This is a genomic window from Sphingomonas sp. SKA58 (assembly GCF_000153545.1).
GTDB classification, from domain to species: Bacteria; Pseudomonadota; Alphaproteobacteria; order Sphingomonadales; family Sphingomonadaceae; genus Sphingobium; species Sphingobium soli.
The window spans coordinates 95,646-115,113 of the sequence record NZ_CH959309.1 but is presented as its reverse complement, the minus strand read 5'-3'; the positions used below and the strand labels follow the sequence as shown (position 1 = coordinate 115,113).

Here is a 19,468-nt window from a genome sequence, read left to right as displayed (position 1 = left end):
GTCGGGGCAGCGGGCTGCCGGCGGCAACGGACCGTTCGGGGTCAAAGCGAACCGCTTGACCCTGGACACAACCGGCATGATGATCGAGCGGATGACATGGGCAATTTCAAGATCGGCGAACTGGCCGCCGCTGCGGGCGTGGGCCGCGACACGATCCGCTATTATGAGCGGATGGGTTTGCTGCGCGAACCCGCGCGCACGGCAGCGGGCTACAGGCTCTACGACGCGACCGACCTCGAGCGCGTCAATTTCATCCGCTCGGCGCAGGAGCTTGGTTTCACACTCGAACAGGCCCGGCAGCTGCTGGCGCTCAGGGCGTCGGACACCGCGCATGCCCAGGCCGTGCTCGATATCACGCTTGCCAAGATCGCGGACGCCGAAGCCCGGCTCGAGCGCCTGTCGGATATCCGCGACATGCTGCGGATGCTCGCCGACGAATGCCCGGGCGAAGTGCCCGTCTCCGATTGCCCGATCCTCGCCTTCCTGACGGCGCGGCGGAAAGACCAACAGCATAACAAGAAACATCAGGCAGCGCAGGACGAACGATCATCACTAGCGAAAGGGCTTTTGTCATGAAGAAAATGCGTTTGATCGCCGTCCTCACGCCGGCGCTGCTTCTAGGCGCCTGTGTAACCACGCGGCCGACCTCGGCGCAGGTCGAGAGTTGCCGGGCGATGGAGGGCAATATGGGTCTCCAGACGCCGCATGATCATGGCGAGATGAAGGGGCAGGGGCGCAACCCGATGAACCTCTCGCACGACCGGTGCCTTCAGATCCTGCGCAGCGCGCAATGAGCCGGTCCGGGCGCCATCCCCGGCGCCCGGGACCACAGTTTTCAAGCCAAGGAGCAAGCTATGATCGACCATGCGAAAAAAGCCCTTCCGCTTGTCGGCGGAAGCCTGTTGCTGGCGCTCGCGCTTTCGGGCTGCGACCGCCAGGCCGACCAGACGGTGCCGCCCGCGGCGAACAGCGTCGCCGCCACCCCGGTCCTGACCGACAGCGGCAACGCTGCAGACGCGGCGTCGATGGACGCGATGAGCAACCAGGCCGAGATGGAGCGGCATCACCGTCAGGCGATGGACCATGACGCGATGCGCGCCGGGGCCGGCAACCAGACCGCGCCGGCACCCGATCCCGCGCCGGGCAATTCGGCGATGCCGATGAAGGATATGTAAGCGCGCTGAAAAAGGGGATGAGGATGTCCAGGCGGATCAGCCTTCGACGCTTGAGCCTCGGCTGCGCAATCGCTCTCAGCCTGTCCGCGGGCGCGGGCGCGCAGGAGGGCGAGGATCATGCCGCGCATCATGGCGCAGGCATGCCGGCCGGCGGGGGCATGTCCGCACCGGCATCGTCGGGGTCGTCGGACATGGCGAAGATGATGAACCCCATGATGGATCGCATGATCAATGGGGAAGGGGAGAATGAGCACGGCCACGAATCGCGCCGGACCGGCTTCATCTCGCAACTGCTCGCCTTTCCCGCGCTCGACGAAGCGGCAAGGCAGCGGGTCGCTGCGCAGGCTGGCGAACGGGTAAGCACGGGCCTAGCGATGATCAACGCCGCCTCGGCCGACGGCGCGCGTGCAACCACGGTCTCGGCCCGGCTCGATGCGGCGCGCCGCCTGCGCGAGGGAACCGACCTGTTCCGGTCCGGCACCGCCGCGCAGGGCGCGATCGGCGGCTTGCAGCCGCCCCGGGAGGTCGGGCTTGCCTGGCTGCGCGATCAGCTCGACATCGACCAGGCCGCGCCCGGCCATGCCGACCACTGGTTCGGCATCTCGCCCTCACACCTCCTTCTCATGCTCTTCCTGGGGCTGGTGAGCGCCACGCTGATCGCGCTGCAGATCTTCCGCCTCCGGCGGATCGGGGCGATCGCCGGCGGTGTCGCCACCGCCAAGACCTCGGAAAAGCCGGAGCCGAAGGCTGTCCCGCCCGCTGCGAAGCTCGCGCCCGCACCTGCCCCCGTTGCCGGCAGCGCCGGGCTCGCCTCGAGCAATGCGGCCGCGCCCGCGGGAGCTTCGCTGCGCAAGCCCAAAAGCTGGGCGGGGCAGCTGCGCGTGGTCCAGATCGTGCGAGAGACGCCGAGCGTGCTGACCTTCCGGCTCGCGGACCCGGCCGCCGACCGGCTGCCGTTCGACTTCCTGCCGGGCCAGTTCCTGCAGGTCGAGGTAGAGCCCGAAGCGGGCAAGACCGCGCGCCGTTCCTACACGATCGCCTCTTCGCCGACCCAGCGGGCCTATGTCGAACTGACGGTCAAGCGCGAGGAGCAGGGCGTGGTCTCGCGATACCTGCACGACAAGGTCGTCGCCGACGATCTGCTGAAGGTCAGCGGACCGTTCGGCGCCTTCACCTTCACGGGAACGGATGCCCAGAGCATCGTGCTGATCGCGGGCGGGGTCGGCATCACCCCGATGATGTCGGTGCTGCGCTATCTCACCGACACCGCGTGGAAGGGTGATATCTTCTTCTTCTACGGCGCACGGTCGACCGAGGAATTCGTGTTCCGCGACGAGCTCGAACGGCTCGAACGCCGTTTTCCCAACCTCCATGTCGTCGCCGCGATGCAGCGCGCGCCCGGCACCGTCTGGATGGGCCCCGAAGGGCCGATCACCCGCGAGATGATCCTGGCCGCGGTGCCGGAGATCGCGAGCCGGCGGATCCATATGTGCGGCCCGCCGGCGATGATGGGCGCGATGCGCGGCGTGCTGGCGGAACTCGGCGTCCCCGAAGCGCAGCTGCACACCGAGGCGTTCGGTCCGGCCTCGCTGCCGGCCGACCACGAGGATCTCGAGGTCAAGCCCGCGCCCGCGCCAGCAGCTAAGCCGGCCCCGAGCGCCGAGGTGGCACCGAGCACGGTGACCTTCTCCGTGTCGGGGGTGTCGGCGGCCTTGCCCGCGGACGAGACCGTGCTCGAGGCGGCCGAGGGCGCGGGCGTCGAGATCCCCTATGCCTGCCGTGCGGGCACATGCGGCGCCTGCGTCGTCAAGCTGCTGCAGGGCGAGGTAACGATGGAGGTCGAGTCCGGCCTCGCGCCCGCCGACAAGGCGCAGGGCTATGTGCTCGCGTGCCAGGCGAAGGGCACGGGCACGCCGCTCGTGGTCGAAGCCTGATGCGCGAACGCAGCGACATCGCCGTCGGCCTGCTGGTCGCATTCCTGCTGCTGTTCCCGTTCGGCTACCTCGTGCATGTGTCACCGCGCTTTCCGGGCAGCCTCGCTGGCGGGATCATCGGGATCGCAGCGCTCGTGCTGATGCTGCTGACGCTTCCCTATGTCGCGGCCAAGCACATCGCCTGGGTCGACAAAGTGCTCTCCCGGCTCGTCAGCAAGCCTACCCTGCTCGCCATCCACATCTATGCCGGCGTGCTGGCGCCGATCCTGGGTCTGGTCCACGCCGCGCACAAGCTCGAAAGCCCGGTCGGACTGCTTCTGACCGTCCTCCTGCTGATGACGGTCATCACCGGCTTCATCGGCCGCTACCTGCTTGCCCAGCTTGGTCGGGCGCTGCGCGGACGCAGGTCGGAACTGGCCTCGCTTCGCGCCGCCTTCCTTGAGGAGCCGGCGGCGCCGGCGCAGGCCGATACCGCAGCCGCGCCGCTGTCGGGCTGGAGGCGCTATCTGTTCGTCGCCGGGGATGCGCCCGCGGGCCAGCACCCCCAGAACAGGGCGGGGATCGCCGCGGCGCTGGCCGATACCGAATTCGCGATCCGCGCCGAAGAGGCGACCAACACCCTGTTCGCGCGATGGCGGTTCCTGCACATCCTGCTGGGCTGTCTCATCTTCGCGCTGCTCGCGCTCCACGTCGGCGCGGCGATCTATTACGGGCTGCGCTGGCTATGAGCTGGCAGCGTCTTTCCTATGCCGTCTTCATCGCAGCCCTGCTGGTGATGGTCGCCGCGGTCGCGATCCGGATGCGATCGGACGCGCCGAGGGATGCCGGCTTGGTGGCGCAGCTCGTAGCGCCCGGCCCGCTCTCGAGCGCCCACCAGTCCTTCGCCGGCCAATGCACGGCCTGCCACACGCCGGGCAAGGGCGTCGAAACCCGGACCTGTCTCACCTGCCATGCGGGCACGGATTTCGGGACGAAGCAGTCGACGCAGTTCCACGCGAAAGCGACGCAGTGCACCTCCTGCCACGTCGAACATGAGGGAGAGCGCGGCATCATCCGCATGGATCACGCCGCCTTGCTCGACATGGCAAAGTGGCGGCAGCCTTTGGCGGGCATGTCGACAAACACTCGAAGCCTGACCCCCGAGACCGCGCTCAATTGCGCGAGCTGCCATGCGTTCCGCGATCCGCACCAGGGCCTGTTCGGCACCGACTGCGCGAGCTGTCACAAGACCGACAGCTGGAAGATCGCCAATTACCGCCATCCATCGGTCAATTCGACGCAGTGCGCCGAGTGCCACAAGGCGCCGCCCAGTCACTTCATGGAGCATTTCAGCATGGTCTCGCAGCGCGCAGCCGGGTCGAAGGCGCGCGTCGACCAATGCTATGCCTGTCACGCTACCGACAGCTTCAACAATATCCGCAAGCGAGGCTGGTATGATCACCATTGAGGCCGACTGGCTGAGCGCCTTCTTCCGGCTCGCGGTGATCGGCCTGGAACTGGCGGGCACGCTGACCATCCTGGTCGGCGCGGGGCTCGCAACCTTTCTGTTTGCGCGGCGGGCGAGGGCGGGCGACCGAACCGAGGCCTATAGCGCGTTCCGATCGGCGCTCGGCCGCAGCATCCTGCTCGGCCTGGAATTTCTGGTCGCCGGCGACATCGTCAAGTCGCTGGTGATCAACCCGACGCTCGACGATCTCATCGTGCTGGCCGGGCTTGTGCTGGTGCGGACCTTCCTGAGCATCTCGCTCGGGGTCGAGATCAACGGCCACTGGCCCTGGGAGGAAACCCGGATGGCGCGGGAGAAGGCGCGTGCGGCGTCGGATGGGTCGCCGGCTACGGCTGAGGCCGCCGGATGCGGCACAGCGCTCAAGCGATAGCAGATGGAAGGCGCATCATGATCGAGAGACGCGAATTGCTGATGGCGGGCGCCGGCCTTGCCGCCGCCGGAACGCTGGCTGCGCCGGCGGCGGCGCAGCAGCATCGAATGGAAGGGATGGCGATGTCGATGACGGACTGCATCGACGATTGCGTGGCGTCTCACCGCATGTGCCTGGAAACCGCCGCCTGGCTGACGAAGCAAGGCGGCGCGTCAGCCACGGCGTCGCTGATCGCCATGCTGAACGACTGTGCGGAACTGTGCCAGGCGACCGCCAACTCGATGCTGCGCGAATCCCCGCTCCATACCATCCTGTGTCGCGCCTGCGCTGACGCCTGCGAACGATGTGCGCGGGAATGCCTGAGCCACGTCGTGGACGAGCGGATGAAGCGTTGCTCGGCTACCTGCAAGGACTGCGCCGCCAGCTGTCGGATGATGGCGGACATGGCGAGCTGAGTTTCCTCGAACGCGCCCAGGCGTAGTGAGGTCAAGCAGCTCCAGCACCATTGAAGCGATCCGTCGGCTCTACAATGTGGGACCGCTGCGAAGCTGGGTCGTATGGGTGCGAAAGCGGGACTGGTTAAGGATCGGCGGTAGCGCTTCTAGACCAGCCAGGCAGCGATCGCGCCAACCACCGACTTGGTTTCGGCAACGTCGCGGACTCGCACGGTATCCAGCCCGAGATGCTTGGCCGGATAATCATTTCCGCCCGGGAAGATCGCGTCACCGAAGAAGATCATCTCGTCGAGTGCGACGCCGGTCTGCTCGGAAAGGCGCTTAAGGCCATAGGCCTTGTCTATCCCTTCGCGGGTGATGTCGATCGATGTCGCCCCGCCGATATTGATGGCAAAGCCTGGCAGCAACGGCTGGAGCAGGGCCTGCAATTTCTTGCGCTTGGCGTGATCGGGATCCCACGTGTCCTTGGCCTCGAGCGGCGCCTGCTGACCGAGCGCGGAGAATGTGATCTGGCTGCCGCGATCCTCGATCTGCTCGCCCCAGATGTTCTCGTTTGCATAGCCCGCCTGCTCGACCGCCTTGGTCAGTGCTTCGCGGATGCGCTGGCTTTCGTCGCCGGTGAACAGATCGGCATAGATACGCGTCCATTGGCCGTCGGCGTGACGATATAGCTTGGTGCCCGTGGTCGGCTGGATGATAAAATTGTCGAGCCGCGCACGGGCGGGCATGCGCGACACCACCTGTTTCTCGAATTGCGGCCAGTCGCCTCCGGAGATGATCGCTACCATCGTCACGTCGAGCAGGCGGGTAAGCAGATCCGCCATTTCATCGTCGAGCGGCTGCTTGCTGAGCGCGAGCGTTCCATCGAGGTCGAAAGCGGCCAGTCGCTTCATGATGATCCTCCCACAAGCGGCAGCAGAAATGCGTCGATGGCATCGGCGATGCCATCTTTGTCGTTGCTGGTTGAAATGTAATGCGCTGCGCTACGGATCTCCTCAGGCGCCTTGCCCATGGCGTTCGTTAGTGCAACGTATGGCCCGCCCCGTCGGCAAGCGGTTTGTGTTGGATGTACTGAGCAGTCTGCGAAAACGTATCCGGCCTTTCGATGCGAGATCGTTGGCCAAGATGGAGATCCGCGCGTCCTGGTCCTCATAAAGGGGCCGGCATCGAGTGCCATTTTGCGCCATAGGGTTCCAAGACACCGGTCGACTGTCAGGCCATCTGTCACTTACCTCCCGCAGACGTCATCCAGTCGGTGCGAGGTGCATCGACCGAACTCATTCAGGCCGCTTGCGCAACCGGATTGAAGGTGCGCTCGTGGCGGAGCAGCGCCCAGACTATACGTGCCATCTTGGCAGCCAGGGCGACCACGACGGTGTTGGCGTGGGAGCGCGCAAGCAGACCGCGCAGCCAGGCGCCAAGGCGTGTGTCACTCTTGCTCATCGTTGGTAACGACGAACGCGCTCCCTGGATAAGGATCTTGCGAAGATAACGGCTACCGCGCTTGCTGATTCCCAGCAGTCGCGGCTTGCCCCCCGTTGTCGCTTGTCGTGGTACCAAGCCCAGCCACGCGGCAAGATCACGGCCACGCCCGAAAGTGCGGGCATCGCCAACTGCGGCCACAAGCGCGGTCGCATTAAGCGCCCCGATGCCGGGTATGGTCAGCAGGCGCCGCGTGCGCTCGTCCTCCTGCGCCGCTTGGGTGAACTCGGCATCGAGATCGCCGATCCGCTCGTCGAGTGCGGTCCAGCGCTGCCGCATATCACTTACAAGCCGGTGGATGCGGCAGCCAAGCACTGGCTCGTCTGCGTCAAGCAACTCGGCAAGCCGGACGGCGAGCTTTGCACGGCCTTGGGGTACGATGTGGCCACGTTCCAGAAGCAGGCTCCGAATCTGGTTCATTAGCGAAGTGCGTTCACCGACGAGCTGATCACGAATGCGATGCAGCGTCTGCATGTCCAGCTGTTCTTCGGACTTCAGCTCGACAAATCGCATAGTCGGCCGTGTCGCAGCTTCCGCGATCGCCTCGGCATCGCGGTCGTCATTCTTCTGGGCCTTGACGTAGGGGCGGACATACTCAGGTGACATCAAGCGAATGGTATGCCCCTGCCGCTCCAGCGCACGGCCCATGTGATGCGCACCGCAGCAGGCCTCCATGGCCACGACGCACGGCGGCAGAGTGCCTGCATATGCGATGACCGTCTCGCGCCGCATTCGCCGGCGGACGACGACCTTCCCGGTTGCATCCAGACCAACCACGCTGCAGCTGTTCTTGCCCAGATCTACTCCAAGAACCGATACGTCCATGACCGTCGCTCCTTCCTAAATCCCTCCCGCTGCTACGAGATGATAGCGGTTCGGTTTAGGGGCGGGCCATCCATAAAGGGGGAGCGACTTGAGGAAAAAGTTGGGTGAAACCCGTAACGATCATTTCAAGACAAACGATACGTAGCATCGTAGGAATCGCCCAGGTTTCAGCTATGCTGAGCGGCATCTTATTCTGATATCGAACGACGAATTCGACAGCCGAGGACAGTGAGACTTGCAGGTGAGACGCCAGAAGCAGAGACTGCGCGACTTGATGGGCGCGTGGTCGCCTGAGGCCGTCTTCAGCAAGACCGGGAAGTTTCGCGTAGAAAGCCTTCGGAAGACCCTCACCAATTTGCAGGATCGCGCGCTGGATCTGATAGTCGTTGTCGAGTAGCCATTCGGCTGCGGCGCTGCCGCGCTGGTCGGCTTGCGTGGCTGCCTGGCGGGCTCGAGCCAGCCAGTCTTTCATGGCGTCGAGATGCGCCCAGATGGGAAGAGGCGCTGAGCGACCGATCAATCCTGTCAGCTGATGGCGTGTGGCGGTCTCGTCGGCCGCCCCCGAAATAGGGTCGGTCCCCTCAATATCGGCCATGATCAGGCTTGGGCGGCGAGGGGTAGCCGGAGGCAATTATGCCCTACGGCGATCTGCGCTTTTCCCGAGCGGATTGTCGCAGGCGTTACGAGCATTGGTACATTGCAATGCGTCATCAGGTAGGAGGCGACCGTTCCATAGGGTACGTCGGAAACATGCCGATGGCTGTGGCCGCGCGCGGGCAGGACGGCAATATCGGCCCTCTCGCGCTGAATAAGATCGCACAGCACCTCGCGTACATCCTCGCCACGGATCGAAATCGTACGCATTCGTAGACCGGACGCCGAGAGGTTGGATTTCGTTCGATCCAGGTAGCTGCGTGCTGCTTGCTCATTTCGCTCTATAAGGGCTTGTTGAAGCTTCTTGTCCTCGACTTCCAGGGGCCGTGCCTCGATCATCTCGGGCGTAGGGACGACATGGACGAGCAGGAGTTCCGCTTCCGAGGCCTTCGCAAGACGCACAGCTAGGGGCAGCACGCTCTCAGCCCAACGAGAGCCGTCAAGCGGCACCACAACCCTTCTGTAGGGCGCTGCCGGAAGCGGGGCCTCTACCGGTACGAGCAGGACCGGGGCTGGCGTCTGCATGAGCACCTTGTGCACGGTTGCCCCCATGCCCGGGCGACCGGCCTCTTGCCTGCCTCGTCTTCCCAGTACGACCATGCCGTCGTCGCACTCTCGGACAAAGCGGCAAATTTCCTCCGCGGTTTGGCCTTCGGCCAATTCGATGGAGGTTTTGGTTGGAGGTGCGCTGGTCGCGGCGGCGCATCGATCGAGGGCGCGCAGGGCTTCGCGCCGCCGGAGGTTACATTCAATCGGGTCTGGACGAGAGCGCGTCGAGCCCTCGCCGTCAAGTACTTGTAGCAGGGTAATAGGGACGTCGAGCGTTGTCGCGAGCGCACGAGCGTGTGAGTAGATCCACGCATCATGATCGGAGCAATCGATACAGGCGACAATCCCGGACTGCGGTCGGGGGGACGCCTGCGCCAGAGCTGGAAATGCTGAAGCGGCTGATATCAAATGCTCCTCTTGCCTTGGATCTCCATCGAATTCGTGGCGGCTAGGACAGCGGGAACAACCGGCATTTCGGCCTGGCGTCCCCTCCCGTAGGGGTCACCAGAACGCTTGAAGCGCGCGGAATCTCAGGATTCAGCCCTTTTTTACCGCTGCTTGTACAGTAGACTTGTACAGCGAGACGGTATGAAAAAGACAAAAACCCCAGGACTCTACGTTCACCAAAACGGCGTCTATTACCTGCGCCGAGAGATCCCCGAAGCCCTGCGCAGCCAGTTCGGCGGCAAGTCCGAGTGGAAACAGTCGCTCGGCGTTCGCGACTATGAAGCCGCAAAGCAGCTGTTCGCGGCCGAAGATGCCAAGTGGCAGGCCCGAAAGAAGGTCGCCCTCGCCGCCCTCGGGCCGGACGCCGCGCCGATGACGGCCGAGCGAGCAGCGGACATCGCGGCCGAGTTCCTGCTCGGGAATCGGCGCGATGCTGCTTCGGTCAGGAAGGCGTCCGACCGCGCGGCCTTTGCGCTCGCCTTCGTCGCGGGCCACATCGAGATCGAGCAGACCGCCAAACAGAACCAACTGGCTGACGACGTGGAGTTCGGCCCCGACGGGACGGTCGCGGACGCCCGGGCGATGCCCTTCCCCGATCCGATCGAGGCGTTGCGGCAGGAGTTCGAACGCGGAGATTACAGCCGGGCGAGCATCATCCTTCCCGAAGTGCGCGAGTTTGCCGGTTTGCCCGACAAGCAGCCCGGCCGCCGCGAATCGCGTCTCCTCGCAGAAGCCTTGCTAGCCGAGCTCCTGAAGCCCGAGGTTCACAAGAATCCCACCAGCGTCGTGCCGGCCACCTGGGCTGCCCAGCTGGCGGCAGCGCCGCCGCCGGCCTGCGGCACCATGCGGGACGCCTATGAGCTGTGGAAGGAGTTCCAGGGCCCCAGCAGCCAGACTGCAGGCGAGTATCTGGTGGCCGTGAATCGGTTTCACGATCTGTTCGGCGACATGCCTCTGACGGCCGTCACCGCGCGGCATGGCCGGATTTTCCGCGACGCTCACATGGCGATCCCGGCGTACCTCACCAAGGATGAGCGCAGGCTCTCCTTTCACGATCTCTACGTCCATTTCGACCGGGTCGGACGCGAGGACCGTCCCGCGCTCTCGCCGGCATCGATCAAGAAGTATTGGACTTGTAACGGTTTTGTGCCGGTCACCTATCTCATTATGCCACCTTGGCTTCGAACGCGAGCGGGCTGATGCCGCCTAGATATGAATGGCGGCGACGGGTGTTGTAGAAGCCATTGATGTACTGAAAGATGGCGGCTTCTGCCTGACGCCGCGTCGGCCAGCTCTGCCGCCAGATGAGTTCCGCCTTCAGGGATTTGAAGAAGGTCTCGACGGACGCATTGTCGTAGCAATTTCCCTTGCCGCTCATTGATGGACGCAGGCCATAGGCCTGCAGCTTTTTCTGATAGTCGTAGGAGCAATATTGGCTACCGCGATCCGAATGGAAAAGGCAGCCCTCGGGAGGCTGGCGCAGGCGCACCGCCATATCCAGCGCCCTGATCGCCAGGTCTTTCTTCATCCTGTCGCTGACTGCCCAGCCTACGACGCGACGGCTATGCAGATCGAGAATGACGGCAAGGTAGAGCCAGCCTTCGGACGTCCAGATATAGGTGATGTCGCCGGCCCATTTACGGTTGGGCGCATCTGCGGCAAAATCGCCGTCCAGCCAGTTCGCTGCGACACCCAGGCGATGGTGGCTGTCAGTCGTAACCTTGTGCTTGCGCGTGCGGACTGGCTTGATCCCGTTGATCTTCATCAGCCGCCCGACCCGGCGCTCGCCAACATCGAGCCCTACCTCCTTCAACTCCATCGTCATGCGAGGACGGCCGTAGCTGCCAAGGCTCAGCCTGTACTGTTCCCGGATATGGGCCAGCACTTTCATATCTGTCCGCTCCCGCCTGCTGATCGGGCGCGAGCGCCAGGAACGATAGCCGCGTTCACTGACATCCATGACACGGCAGAGCAGTTCAACGGGCCACCGGTGCCGCCAGCTATGCACAAATGCGAACTTCACGGCCTTTGGCTCGCGAAGAACTGCGTGGCCTTTTTTAGCACTTCCCTCTCCTCCCGCAGCACACGGTTCTCAAGGCGAAGGCGTTCATTCTCACGCGCCAGATCTGCCTGCGGCGCTGAAACCAGATCACTGGGCCGATACTGCGATACCCACTTGCCCAGCGTCGACTTCCCTATCCCCAAATCCGATGCAACCCGATCGCGCGGCAACCCGCTGGTCAGCGCGATCCGTACCGCCTCTTGCTTGAACTCTTCTGTATGCTTGATCATCTCGTCGGTCTCCTGTTGCGAGCTCTAATCGCTCAGGTGACCGGCGCAAAACCGTTACAAGTCCAGTATGTCGGCGGCCTTTCGGCGATCATCTCCTCTGTCCTGGAAGAATATGATCTGGACGGAAACCCGATGGCTCGCATCCGCATGATCGGGGAGAAGCGCGGGCGGGTGGTCGCCCAGACGGAGCGTCGACCGTTCACGGACGCGCACATGCACAAGATCTTCGCCTCGCCCATGTTCACAGGCTGCGCGGGCGAGGCGGATTTCCGGCGCTGCCTGCCGGGCGAGGAGGTCTATGCGGACGATCTCTACTGGGTGTTCCTGCTGGCGGCTGCCACCGGAGCCAGGATCGAGGAGCTCGGCCAGCTCCTTGTCAGCGACGTGAGGACCGAGAAGGGCATCCACTATCTCTGGCTGGATAACCTGGGGGATGATCAGGAGCTGAAGACCGACAGCTCGAGGCGCCGGGTGCCCTTGCACCCGAAGCTGATCGAGCTCGGCTTCCTGGAGTGGGCGCGGCGGGGTCGCCAGCCGGACCAGCGGGTGTTTCGGGACGTGAAGCTCAATTCCAACGAGAAGCTGACGCACAATCTCAGCCGGCGTACCAACCGCTATCTCGACCGGATCGGCATCGATGAACGCAACTACGTGTTCCACAGCTTCCGCCACAAGTTCAAGGACGAGTGCCGGGACGCCGGGATCTCGAAGGAGATCCATGACCAGCTGACCGGGCACTGGAGGCCCGATATCGGCAGCAAATACGGCGATGGCGCACCGCTCACTCGCCTCGCTCGTGAGGTGGCCAAGCTCGAGCTGCCCTACTTCCCCGCGCCGGTGGCTCGGCGGGAGGCCGCCTGACGAAGATGCGCGGCGAACAGGCGTTCGCCGCTCACAAGTGGAGCAAATGAACAAGCGGGAAGCTGCGACTTCCTGAAGAGATGAAAATCGAAGGGAAGCCTAGGAGCCGATCAAACGGATCGGCTCCTCTCCAGCAAGAGGGTTTTCCCTGATGAACTATACCGAACCGCACTATGAAGGCTCGCGCACGTCCTCCAGCGTCCTGCGCCACACTCTGAAAATCCTGCCGCACCCGATGGGCCGCGCCGTCGCTTATGGCCTACCTGCCGGATCCATCCGCCTCAGCCAGGCTGGACTGATCCTCGCCGCCACTCCCTGTACCTATCCGCTCTTCCGCGAGGCGATGGAGCGTGCGGCAATGAAAACGGGCTGCGACGTCCTCCTGGCGCGGCACGGCCTCCATCCGGAGGTTCTGGATCCGGTGCTGTGGGATGCGGTGATCTGGAGCGGCGATCAGACGATCATGCTCCCCGATCTCATTCTTTATTCGGGGAATGGCGACCATTGGCTCGTGCCGTCCCGCAAGGGCGCCCACGTCCGAATGGCCGCTGATGGTCTGCATATCGAGGCGGAGCCAGATTTCGTCACCTGGCAGGAGCGCTGCGACGGCGTGTGCCGCGCGGCCAAGGAGATCATCAAGGCCACGCGCGGAACGGAGGTGCTGTGATGCCGGTCAGGAAGCACAACGCACCGCCAGGCCTCGATTACGATCCGATCACCGGCGAGGAGCAGAACATCTCCTATGGGGTGGTCGGCGCCGATGCTGGTCAATCTCAGCCGCGTCGCAGGCTGGAGGATGTGATTGGTCGGCGCCTCTATCCGACCGACAGGCCGGCTGTCGGCACGAAGTGGAACGATCCGACAGCGGAGCGGTGGGATGTCCTGCTGCCGCGGGGGGCGCCCGATGAATTTCGCGATCCCCAGCGAATGTGCGAGGCCTTTCACATCAACGACGATGGAGCCATCAAGCACCTTGCAGCCGTGATGACCTTGAAATTTCCGGAGGCAGACAGCATACCTTCCGAGATGCGCCTGCACGAGGTCTGGGAGCTGTCGCGAGGCTTCGGACTCCTGCTTGCTCTCCAGCTCGAGGTGGCGGCTGTTGCCGTTCTGCATGTGCCCGGAAGGCATTGGGGGCATGGTGTGCCCCACTGCCATCTGATCTGCCCGGTGCGGACGGTGCGACCCGGCTCGGGCTTCTCGACGTTCGTCATGCCCCTCATCAACGGTGAGGAAGGCCGCTACCGGCTCGGCAGATCGAGGCGATCCTCTTCCTCGTCGCGCACGTAGATCGGGGCAGCAAGTCCGGCATAGACCTGTGGTCCGGCCCGGCGATGCAGATGCGAATGATACCAGTATAACGAAGCGCGCTGGCGTAGTTCGAAGGACGGGCTCCAGCGCTCACCGGGCCGTATGAGCTGGTGCGGCCCGCCATCCGCTGTGGCGGGAAGTTCGAAACCATGCCAGTGGACGGTCGCATCTTCGGCAAGCTTGTTGTCGATGTGAAAGCGAACCTGTTCGCCGCGGCGCATTTCGAGGGTCGGGCCGAGATAGGATGCGTCGATACCGATCGTCGGAGACGGAGTGCCGGGCACGAATTCTTTCTCGCCCGGTGTCAGGGACAGGCGAAAGACACGCTCGCCCCGTTCGATCGTTCCTGCTTGTAGCGGAGGAATAGCAAGGGGACTGCTTGCGCCTGATCGATCGAGCGACATCTTGCCTTGCGTGTCGCAACCCAGCAGCGGCAGCGCCGCGAAACCCGTCGCCGCGAGGCCGGCGCTTTTCATGAAGTCGCGGCGATCCTGAAAGTTGGGCCTGTCGATACCTGGCATATTCACCTGTTTTCGCGTGGGAGGCACCGGCGCAACCGAGCGCCTCCCACCCACCGTCCTATCGCGGCGTTACCGAGGTAACGACGCTGCCTTCGGTTCCAGTACGAAATTCAAAGGCTATCCCCTCACCGACACTGACCTGTTCGAGGATTGGTTCGTCGGCTTCGAAGGCCATGGTCATCGCGGGCCATCCGATACTTTCGACCGGACCATGCTCGATGGTCACGGTGCCCGCCTCGGAATCGATGGCTGTTACCGTTCCCTCCGCGCTGGCGCTCTGCTCGCCGCCGGTCTCTTCCGCCATCGGCATTTCGCCTGACATGGGCATGCTGTCCGAGTTCGCCATGTCGTCAGACATCATGGTCTCTGAGCTGTCGTCTGCAGCGTCGCAGGCTGCAAGCGCCAGCGGTGCCGCGAGCAGGATCATGTAGGTTGGGGTACGCATTCTTCTTCTCCTTGAGAATTGGCCGATTTTTCCGGACGGGGGCGCCGCAACAACAGATAAGCGGCGGGAAGCAGGAACATGGACAGGAGCGGCGCGGTAATCATGCCGCCGACCATCGGCGCGGCGATGCGGCTCATGACTTCCGAGCCCGCGCCGGTGCCGATCAGGATCGGAAAGAGACCGGCAAGGATGACTGCGACGGTCATCGCCTTGGGCCGCACGCGCAGGAGCGCGCCCTCCCGGATGGCCTCGTCCACTTCTTCGGCGCTCAGGTCAGCTTGTCGCCGTTCCAGTGCGGCTTTCAGGTAGATCAGCATCACGACGCCGAATTCGGCGGAGACGCCGGCGAGCGCGATGAAGCCTACCGCAGTCGCCACCGACTGGTTGTAGCCCATCAGATAGAGCAACCAGTATCCGCCCGTCAGCGCAAAGGGCAGCGTGCCCATGATCAGCAAGGCTTCGTCCCAGCGTCGGAAAATGAGATAAAGCAACAGGAAGATGATCGCGAGCGTCGCGGGAACCACGATCTTTAGTCGCTCATAGCCGCGCGTCAGATATTCGAATTGGCCCGCATAGGACAGACTGACGCCGGCAGGCAGATCGACGCCCGCGGCGACGGCCTCCTGAAGATCGGCGACCACCGAAGTAAGATCGCGGCCCCGGACATCGACATAGATGTAGCTGGTCAGACGACCCTGCTCGCTCTTGAGCATCGGCGGACCGTCGCTGACGGCGATACGGGCGACAGTGCCGAGCGTAATCTGTTGGCCGGACGGCGTCAGAACCGGCAGGGCCCTGAGTTCATCGACGCTGTCTCTGATTTCGCGGGGATAGCGCACATTGATCGGATAGCGCGCCAGCCCCTCGACGGTCCGTGCGACATTGGCGCCGCCTATTGCACCAGAGACGATCTGCTGGATGTCGGCAATGTTGAGTCCGTATCGCGCGGCCGCCATCCGGTCGATATCGACATCGACATAGCGACCGCCCGACAGCCGCTCGGCCAGCGCGGAACTCACGCCAGGCACGGTCTTGGCGATACGCTCCACATCGAGTGCAACGCGTTCCAGTTGATCGAGATCGTCGCCTGACACCTTGACCCCGATCGGGCTCTTGATTCCGGTCGCGAGCATGTCGATCCGGTTGCGGATCGGCGGCACCCAGACATTGGCGAGGCCCGGCACCTGGACGACCCGGTCGAGTTCCTCGACCAGCAGATCGGGCGTCATTCCCTCGCGCCATTCTTCGCGGGGCTTGAAGCGGATCGTCGTTTCGAACATCGTCAGGGGAGCCGGATCCGTCGCCGTATCGGCGCGCCCCGCTTTACCGAACACCGTTTCCACTTCCGGGACCGACTTGATCAGGCGATCGGTGCGCTGCAGCAGCGCCGACGCCTCGCCGGGGGAAAGGCCGGGCAATGCACTCGGCATATAAAGCAAATCGCCTTCATCGAGCGGCGGGAGGAACTCGCCGCCAAGCCGGGTGAAGGGGATCGCGGTGGTCAGAAAGATCAGCGCCGCGATCGCCAGCGTTGCCTTGGGGCGCCGCATGACCCAGTCGAGCCCCGGACGATAGATTTTCGTCAGCCAGCGGTTTAGAAAATTGGAATCTTCCGAAGGGATCTTCCCACGGATCAGCCAACCCATCATCACCGGCACCAGCGTTACCGAAAGAATGGCCGCGGCAGCCATCGCATAGGTCTTGGTGAAAGCAAGCGGTGCAAATAACCGCCCTTCCTGCGCCTGCAGGGTAAAGACCGGTAGGAACGACAGCGTAATGATCAGCAGGCTGAAGAACAGCGCCGGTCCCACGTCCTTCGATGCATCGGCGATGATCCGCCAGCGTTCCTTCACCGCGAGCACGGTATCGGGATTCTCGTGTTCCCATCGCTCGAGATGCTTGTGCGCGTTCTCGATCATCACAACGGCGGCATCTACCATCGCACCGATCGCGATGGCTATTCCACCCAGCGACATGATGTTGGCATTGACGCCCTGGAAGCGCATCACGATGAAGGCTGCGAGCACGCCCAAAGGCAGGGTGATAATGGCGACGAGTGCCGAACGCGCGTGCCAGAGGAACAGTGCGCATACGAGCGCCACGACAATAAACTCTTCGATAAGCTTCGTGGTGAGGTTCTCGATCGACGCATCGATGAGCTGGGATCGGTCGTAGGTCGTGACGATCTCGACGCCTTCGGGAAGGCTTGCCTGCAACTCATCGAGTTTGAGTTCCACGGCCTGTATTGCGCTTCGCGCATCCGCCCCCTGGCGCAGGACGATGATGCCGCCGGCAACCTCGCCTTCGCCATTGAGCTCGGCGATGCCTCGGCGCAGTTCGGGGCCGACCTGGATCGTCGCTACGTCGCCCAGCGTGACCGGAACGCCGCCGCTCACCGCGCGCAGCGGGATCGCCCTGAAATCGTCGAGGTCGCCGAGATAGCCCGAGGCACGCACCATATATTCGGCTTCGCCCATCTCGACGATCGAGCCGCCCGCTTCCTGGTTGGCGGCCTGGATTGCGCTCACGATCTCGGCGTGAGTCACGCCGAGCGATGCCATCCGGTAAGGTTCCAGCACGACCTGGTATTGCTTGACCATTCCGCCGACGCTGGCGACCTCGGCAATGCCGGGAATCGTCTTGAGCTCGTAGCGCAGGAACCAGTCCTGCAGGCTGCGCAGTCCGGCAAGGTCGTGCCCGCCGGTCCGGTCGACGAGCGCATATTCGTAGATCCACCCCACACCGGTTGCATCGGGCCCAAGCGTGCTCGTGACGCCATCGGGCAGGCGGTTCTGCACCTGGTTGAGATATTCGAGCACGCGCGAGCGTGCCCAGTAGAGGTCGGTACCGTCCTCGAAGATGATATAGACATAGCTGTCACCGAACATCGAATAGCCACGGACGGTTTTCGCCCCCGGCACCGAGAGCATGGTCGTTGCCAGGGGATAGGTGACCTGTTCCTCGACGATCCGGGGGGCCTGACCCGGATAGTTTGACCGGACCACAACCTGCACATCGGACAGATCGGGCAACGCGTCGACCGGCGTCGTGCGCACCGCCCAGAAACCGGCCAGCGTTACCGCGACGGCGGCGAGAACGATAAACAGGCGGTTGGCGATCGAGGCATCGATTATCCGAGCAATCATTGTCCGGCCCTCGTGATAGACTCGATCCGGGGGCCGGCATCCTGCTGGGTGAAGGTGAAGCGCACCCTGTCTCCCGTCTCGAGCCCGCGCATTTGCGCCGCGCTCTTCGTGCGGAAGGTCATGGTCATCGCGGGCCAATCGAGCCGGGGCACAGGACCATGCCGCAGCGTCACCGAACCATTGGCGATCGACTGGATCGTGCCGGTGGCACCGAAGGTCGCTGGTGCGTCCTCGCCGCCGGTGGAAGCGTCATCTGCCTGATCTATCGGACGGACGTCCAGTCCGGTGAGGCTTGCTTCGGAATCGAGCAGGAACTGACCCGATGTCACGACCTGGTCGCCTGCCGACAGACCGGCCAGCACTTCGGTCCTTCCACCCGCTTCGCGGCCGATCCGGACCTCGGCGGGCATGAAACCGCCCTCGTCCTGCTTCACCATCACGATGGTTCGACGTCCGGTCCTGATAACCGCTTCGGACGGTACCAGCAGCGCGCGGCGTGTGTCCGGGGTCAGCGAGACCTGTGCGAACATGCCCGGCTTGAGGCGCCCGGATGCATTGGGCAGTTGCGCACGAACGGTGATCGTACGGCTTGCATCCTGCGCGCTCGGCAGGATAGCGATGATGGGCCCGGAGAAGCGTTCCTCGGGGAATGCGGTCAGCGTCGCGCTGACAGGTTGCCCGACGCGGACAGTCGCCGCCTGCCTTTCAGGCACCGCGGCTTCGAGCCAGATCGGTGAGAAACCGGTTATCTCGGCGAGCGTCTGTCCGGCCATGACTGTCATTCCCGGACGCACGCCGAGCGATGTGATGGCACCTCCAATCGGCGCGGTAACGGTGATCGTGGACTGCGGACGTCCATTGCGCCCTACCGATGAGATCAGGCCTGGAGGCATGCCCAAAAGGCGCATGCGTTCGCGCATGGCCTGCGCAAGTTCTTCATCACCGCTGTTCAGGACGGCCAGATACTCCTGCTGCGCTCCGCCCCATTCGGGAACCAGGATATCCGCGAGCGGCGCGCCCCGTCCAACGACATCGTCGGGCGCGCGGCCGTAGGTTCTTTGTACATAGCCTCCGGCACGTGGCTGGACGATCGCGACGTCGCGTTCATTGTAGGCCAGAACGCCTGTGACGGTTATTTCCGGCTCGAGGACGCCGTACTCGGCTTCAGTGGTGCGGATGCCGAAATTCTGCACCAGGCCGGGATCTATCCTGACGCCTGCAGTGGCCTCCTCGCCCGCGCACTTGGGCACCAGCTGCATATCCATGAAGGGCGACTTGCCCGGCTCGTCGAAGTGCTGCCCCGGCACCATCGGGTCGTACCAGTAAAGGACCTCCTCGCATTCGGTCGCACTGCCGCCCGCGTCGCTTGCACCACCCTGGCCTTCGCCGAGCTGCGAGAGACCATAGCCGGCGGCAAGACTGATGAGCGCGACCGTGCCTGCCATCATCCAGGATTTCTGGCGCGGCGACAGCCTGTCCCACGCGGCTCCCATT

General features: G+C 63.9%; 22 protein-coding genes. 12 read left to right on the top strand and 10 right to left on the bottom strand.

Translation table 11 applies throughout. The annotated features are described in order from the left end of the window. The first annotated feature begins 96 nt into the window (after positions 1-96). From SKA58_RS18705 to SKA58_RS18670, 8 genes are read left to right on the top strand one after another with little or no spacing between them, the layout of a single operon-like run. On the top strand, positions 97-576 hold the full coding sequence (locus SKA58_RS18705; RefSeq protein WP_004213016.1) for a heavy metal-responsive transcriptional regulator: 480 nt from the start codon (positions 97-99) through the stop codon (positions 574-576). Continuing rightward, positions 573-794, top strand: coding sequence for a hypothetical protein (locus SKA58_RS18700; RefSeq protein ID WP_004212658.1), 222 nt, complete (start codon positions 573-575; stop codon positions 792-794). The genes SKA58_RS18705 and SKA58_RS18700 overlap by 4 nt, the downstream gene beginning before the upstream one ends. A 60-nt stretch (positions 795-854) precedes the next feature. Next, complete coding sequence (locus tag SKA58_RS18695) at positions 855-1,175, top strand: hypothetical protein (RefSeq protein WP_009824017.1); 321 nt, start codon at positions 855-857, stop codon at positions 1,173-1,175. 23 nt (positions 1,176-1,198) lie between these two features. Continuing rightward, entirely contained in the window at positions 1,199-3,109 is a 1,911-nt protein-coding gene (locus SKA58_RS18690; protein WP_009824016.1) for a 2Fe-2S iron-sulfur cluster-binding protein, read from the top strand. Beyond that, on the top strand, positions 3,109-3,837 hold the full coding sequence (locus tag SKA58_RS18685) for a hypothetical protein (RefSeq protein WP_009824015.1): 729 nt from the start codon (positions 3,109-3,111) through the stop codon (positions 3,835-3,837). Before SKA58_RS18690 ends, SKA58_RS18685 begins: the two co-directional genes overlap by 1 nt. Then, positions 3,834-4,556, top strand: coding sequence for a hypothetical protein (locus tag SKA58_RS18680; RefSeq protein ID WP_004212662.1), 723 nt, complete (start codon positions 3,834-3,836; stop codon positions 4,554-4,556). The genes SKA58_RS18685 and SKA58_RS18680 overlap by 4 nt, the downstream gene beginning before the upstream one ends. Continuing rightward, positions 4,543-4,986, top strand: a complete 444-nt coding sequence (locus SKA58_RS18675; RefSeq protein ID WP_004212663.1) for a DUF1622 domain-containing protein — start codon at positions 4,543-4,545, stop codon at positions 4,984-4,986. The genes SKA58_RS18680 and SKA58_RS18675 overlap by 14 nt, the downstream gene beginning before the upstream one ends. Before the next feature lie 14 nt (positions 4,987-5,000). Next, a complete protein-coding gene (locus SKA58_RS18670) occupies positions 5,001-5,441 on the top strand; it encodes a four-helix bundle copper-binding protein (protein ID WP_026109687.1) in 441 nt (146 codons plus the stop codon). A gap of 146 nt (positions 5,442-5,587) precedes the next feature. On the opposite strand, the gene SKA58_RS18665 is transcribed toward SKA58_RS18670, so the two are convergent. The 5 genes from SKA58_RS18665 to SKA58_RS20540 all read right to left on the bottom strand — a co-directional run bounded on the left by SKA58_RS18665 (position 5,588) and on the right by SKA58_RS20540 (position 9,359). After that, positions 5,588-6,334, bottom strand: coding sequence for an HAD-IIB family hydrolase (locus SKA58_RS18665; protein WP_009824013.1), 747 nt, complete (start codon positions 6,332-6,334; stop codon positions 5,588-5,590). Next, complete coding sequence (locus SKA58_RS19975; protein ID WP_009824012.1) at positions 6,331-6,453, bottom strand: HAD hydrolase family protein; 123 nt, start codon at positions 6,451-6,453, stop codon at positions 6,331-6,333. The genes SKA58_RS18665 and SKA58_RS19975 overlap by 4 nt, the downstream gene beginning before the upstream one ends. A gap of 269 nt (positions 6,454-6,722) precedes the next feature. Then, the gene (locus SKA58_RS18660) at positions 6,723-7,748 is read right to left on the bottom strand and encodes an IS110 family transposase (protein WP_009824011.1); all 1,026 of its coding nucleotides are present in this window, start codon (positions 7,746-7,748) and stop codon (positions 6,723-6,725) included. A gap of 55 nt (positions 7,749-7,803) precedes the next feature. Beyond that, positions 7,804-8,343: a hypothetical protein gene (locus tag SKA58_RS18655; RefSeq protein ID WP_009824010.1), complete on the bottom strand. Its 540-nt coding sequence runs from the start codon at positions 8,341-8,343 to the stop codon at positions 7,804-7,806. Between the two features lie 2 nt (positions 8,344-8,345). Further along, the gene (locus SKA58_RS20540) at positions 8,346-9,359 is read right to left on the bottom strand and encodes a universal stress protein (RefSeq protein ID WP_083784943.1); all 1,014 of its coding nucleotides are present in this window, start codon (positions 9,357-9,359) and stop codon (positions 8,346-8,348) included. Positions 9,360-9,539: 180 nt separating this feature from the next. Here SKA58_RS20540 and SKA58_RS18645 point away from each other — a divergent pair, with 180 nt between their 5' ends. Further along, a complete protein-coding gene (locus tag SKA58_RS18645; RefSeq protein WP_009824008.1) occupies positions 9,540-10,598 on the top strand; it encodes a DUF6538 domain-containing protein in 1,059 nt (352 codons plus the stop codon). Here the strand turns inward: SKA58_RS18645 and SKA58_RS18640 are convergent. Continuing rightward, positions 10,564-11,690, bottom strand: a protein-coding gene (locus SKA58_RS18640; protein WP_115288562.1) for an IS3 family transposase whose coding sequence is annotated in 2 segments (ribosomal slippage) — positions 10,564-11,459 and positions 11,459-11,690 — 1,128 coding nt in all. Because the reading frame shifts where the segments join, the coding sequence is not laid out codon by codon here. The two genes, SKA58_RS18645 and SKA58_RS18640, sit on opposite strands and share 35 nt — an antisense overlap. On the opposite strand from SKA58_RS18640, the gene SKA58_RS18630 reads away from it, so the two are divergent. From SKA58_RS18630 to SKA58_RS19250, 3 genes are all read left to right on the top strand, one after another. Further along, entirely contained in the window at positions 11,679-12,551 is an 873-nt protein-coding gene (locus SKA58_RS18630; RefSeq protein WP_083784942.1) for a site-specific integrase, read from the top strand. The two genes, SKA58_RS18640 and SKA58_RS18630, sit on opposite strands and share 12 nt — an antisense overlap. Before the next feature lie 151 nt (positions 12,552-12,702). After that, the gene (locus tag SKA58_RS18625; RefSeq protein ID WP_009824005.1) at positions 12,703-13,218 is read left to right on the top strand and encodes a hypothetical protein; all 516 of its coding nucleotides are present in this window, start codon (positions 12,703-12,705) and stop codon (positions 13,216-13,218) included. Then, positions 13,218-13,841 (top strand): hypothetical protein, encoded by a 624-nt coding sequence (locus SKA58_RS19250; RefSeq protein ID WP_050763084.1) that lies wholly within the window; start codon positions 13,218-13,220, stop codon positions 13,839-13,841. The genes SKA58_RS18625 and SKA58_RS19250 overlap by 1 nt, the downstream gene beginning before the upstream one ends. Here SKA58_RS19250 and SKA58_RS18615 read toward each other — a convergent pair. The 4 genes from SKA58_RS18615 to SKA58_RS18600 all read right to left on the bottom strand — a co-directional run bounded on the left by SKA58_RS18615 (position 13,793) and on the right by SKA58_RS18600 (position 19,467). Further along, positions 13,793-14,338 (bottom strand): multicopper oxidase domain-containing protein, encoded by a 546-nt coding sequence (locus SKA58_RS18615; protein WP_009824004.1) that lies wholly within the window; start codon positions 14,336-14,338, stop codon positions 13,793-13,795. The two genes, SKA58_RS19250 and SKA58_RS18615, sit on opposite strands and share 49 nt — an antisense overlap. Positions 14,339-14,441: 103 nt before the next feature. Beyond that, positions 14,442-14,828: a copper-binding protein gene (locus SKA58_RS18610; RefSeq protein WP_228222244.1), complete on the bottom strand. Its 387-nt coding sequence runs from the start codon at positions 14,826-14,828 to the stop codon at positions 14,442-14,444. Beyond that, positions 14,807-17,974 (bottom strand): efflux RND transporter permease subunit, encoded by a 3,168-nt coding sequence (locus SKA58_RS18605; RefSeq protein WP_009824002.1) that lies wholly within the window; start codon positions 17,972-17,974, stop codon positions 14,807-14,809. The genes SKA58_RS18610 and SKA58_RS18605 overlap by 22 nt, the downstream gene beginning before the upstream one ends. Beyond that, positions 17,971-19,467 (bottom strand): efflux RND transporter periplasmic adaptor subunit, encoded by a 1,497-nt coding sequence (locus SKA58_RS18600; RefSeq protein ID WP_009824001.1) that lies wholly within the window; start codon positions 19,465-19,467, stop codon positions 17,971-17,973. The genes SKA58_RS18605 and SKA58_RS18600 overlap by 4 nt, the downstream gene beginning before the upstream one ends. Position 19,468 lies beyond the last annotated feature (1 nt).